The organism is Aerococcus sp. L_32 (assembly GCF_050689315.1).
In genome coordinates, this window is the sequence record NZ_JBOEQF010000250.1 from 1 (window position 1) to 3,144 (window position 3,144).

The following is a 3,144-nucleotide window of genomic DNA, read 5'->3' on the forward strand; positions in this document are numbered from 1 at the left end:
ATTGGCTAACTTACTAGAAGATTATGGTCAAGATGCGAAGGACCGAGGGGTGGCGATTGCTTACGATTCTCGTCATATGTCGCCTGAATTTGCTATGGAATCGGCGAAGACTTTAGGGGCACACGGGATTAAATCTTACGTATTCGAAGCATTACGCCCAACGCCTGAATTGTCATTTGCAGTTCGTGAATTAAATGCCTTTGCGGGGATTATGATCACAGCTTCTCACAACCCGGCTGACTACAACGGATACAAGGTTTACGGGGAAGATGGTGGACAAATGCCACCAGTGGATGCGGATGCTGTAACGGATAACGTACGTGCGGTTGAAAACCCATTAACTGTTGAAGTGGGCGATGAAGCAGCACTTAAGGCTGACGGCACAATTACGATGATTGGTGAAGAAATCGACCAAAAATACTTAGACAATATGAAGTCTGTTGTGGTGGACCAATCTGTGATTGACGAGATGGCTGACCAAGTATCTATCGTTTATACACCACTACATGGTACGGGGCAAATGCTGGTGGAACGGACTTTAGCTGACGCTGGGTTTACCAATGTCACCTATGTAGCTGAGCAAAAAGAGCCGGATGCTGATTTTTCAACAGTTAAATCACCAAACCCTGAAGAAGCCGGTGCCTTTGAAGTGGCTGAAAAGTACGGTAAGGACAATGACGCAGATATCTTAATCGCGACTGACCCGGATGCTGACCGCATGGGTGCAGCTGTGAAATTGCCAAATGGTGACTACCAAGTGATTACTGGTAACCAAATAGCTGCTTTAATGACGCATTATATTTTAACCGCTAAGAAAAATACAGGTACATTACCTGATAACGGTGTGATTTTAAAATCCATCGTATCAAGTGAAATGCCAACAACGATTGCCAAATCATTTGGCGTTGAAACAGTTAACGTATTAACTGGATTCAAATTTATTGCGGAAAAAATCAAAAACTATGAAGCTGACGGCAGCAAGACTTTCCTATTTGGTTTCGAAGAAAGTTACGGATACTTAGTGAAAGCCTTCGTTCGTGATAAAGATGCCGTTCAAGCGACTTTATTATTAGCTGAAGTAGCCGCCTTCTACAAGAAACAAGGTAAAACAGCTTACGACGGCTTACAAGACTTGTTCGCTGAATACGGTACCTACCAAGAAAAAACAATTTCTGTAAGCTTACCAGGTCAAGAGGGAGCAGCGAAAATTGAAGCCATCCTAAATAATTTGCGTGGGGAAGGTTTAAGTGAAATTGCTGGCCAAGCAGTTGTTGAAACTGAAGACTACCTACAAGACACGCGCCGGTTTGCTGACGGCACTACAGAAGCCTTACGCATGGACAAATCAAATGTATTGAAATACTATCTAGCAGATGAAACATGGATTGCCGTTAGACCATCGGGTACAGAACCAAAAATCAAGTTCTATATTGGGGTGGTCGCTGATTCACCGGAAGCAACTCAAGCAAAAGTTAAGGCATATGAGGCAGCCTTAAACGACTTAACGGCTTAAGTGTTTGCTGTCTGGCAGCTTTATCGATAAAAGGGCAACCTTTCATCTCCCCTTTAAGGAGGAAAAAACAAATTGAATGATCAACTAAAATTAGTCATTATCACAGGTATGAGCGGTGCCGGTAAAACGGTCGCCCTACAAAGTTTTGAAGATATGGGTTACTACTGCGTGGATAATATGCCACCGTCACTATTACCTAAATTCTGGGATTTAATCAAAGAAACAGGTAAAATCAGTAAAATCTGTTTAGTGATTGATTTACGGTCGCGTTCATTCTTTGATGAGTTATTAACAGAGATTAATGGCATGGACAACACGAACACCATTGAAATGTCCGTATTATTCCTAGAAGCGGATGATCAGACTTTAGTGGCTCGTTATAAAGAAACACGCCGTGCCCACCCACTTCAAAAAGATGGGGTGTCTGTCTTAGAAGCGATTCAAAAAGAAAAAATCTTATTAAATGATATTCGTAAGGAATCTACAGTGATTGATACGACTAACTTAACACCGCGTAAATTCCGCGAGTTATTGTTGACCGAATTCCAATCTGAAGATGAGGGAACTTTCACTGTTAATGTCATGTCATTTGGATTTAAATATGGTTTACCCATTGATTCAGATATCGTGATGGACGTCCGTTTCTTACCAAATCCGCATTATATCGATGAATTACGCCCAATGACAGGGCTAGATGCACCAGTTTATGATTACGTCATGTCTCAACCAGAAACAGAGACTTTCTACCGTAAATTTACTGATTTATTAGATTTTGAATTACCTTTATATGAAAAAGAAGGGAAGTCTAGTCTGACGATCACTATCGGTTGTACAGGCGGTCAGCACCGGTCAATTGCCTTGACTGAACGTGTTGCCCACCATATCCAAGACCTAGGTTACAAGGTCAACATCATCCACCGTGATCGCACAAAAAGAAAAGAGTCGATGAACCTATCGTGATAAATAAGAATCCACGTCCGGGTAGACGACCAAAGGTGGCGGTCATCGGAGGCGGCACGGGTCTTCCTATCTTGTTGGAAGGTCTAAAGAATGCTGATTGTAATGTGACAGCCATCGTCACGGTGGCTGATGATGGTGGGTCGAGTGGCTCTTTACGTAATGCAGTCAGTACAATTCCTCCAGGAGATATCCGTAATTGCCTAGTTGCACTATCGGACATGAAGAAAATATATAAAGATGTATTCCAATACCGTTTTAGTGAAGAAGATAAAGAATTTTCTGGTCACGCGATTGGGAACTTAATCATTGCAGCTATTGCTGAAATGCGGGGCGATACCTTTGCCGCTATGCGTCTACTTTCTTATATGATGGAAGTGGATGGCAAGGTCTTGCCAGCTTGTGAAGAGGCGCTTGTTTTACAAGGGCACTTTGCAGATGGGACTATGATTGAAGGGGAAACGGCTGTTGTAGCCCACCCTGACCAAATTCAAGAAGTGACTGTTCGCTTGGCCAATGACCGGCCGCAAGTGGATGAGTTGGGTAATCCAATCACCAGTCCGCGTGCTGGGCGCGAAGTGGTGTCAGAAATTATGCAGGCCGATATGGTCATTCTGGGACCAGGTTCTTTATACACGTCTATTTTGCCAAATGTGGCAATTGAGGAAATTCGT

3 protein-coding genes are annotated in these 3,144 nt (G+C 43.0%); all 3 read left to right on the forward strand.

Translation table 11 applies throughout. From position 1 onward, the window contains the following. A partial coding sequence (locus ACRCJ0_RS11310) for a phospho-sugar mutase (protein WP_431390485.1) occupies window positions 1–1,513 on the forward strand: 1,513 nt, incomplete at its 5' end. A 72-nt stretch (window positions 1,514–1,585) separates the two neighbouring features. Then, window positions 1,586–2,473 (forward strand): RNase adapter RapZ, encoded by an 888-nt coding sequence (rapZ, locus tag ACRCJ0_RS11315; RefSeq protein WP_003143357.1) that lies wholly within the window; start codon window positions 1,586–1,588, stop codon window positions 2,471–2,473. Beyond that, on the forward strand, window positions 2,470–3,144 hold a 675-nt coding region (locus tag ACRCJ0_RS11320; RefSeq protein ID WP_431390486.1), incomplete at its 3' end, for a gluconeogenesis factor YvcK family protein. The genes rapZ and ACRCJ0_RS11320, both read left to right, overlap by 4 nt.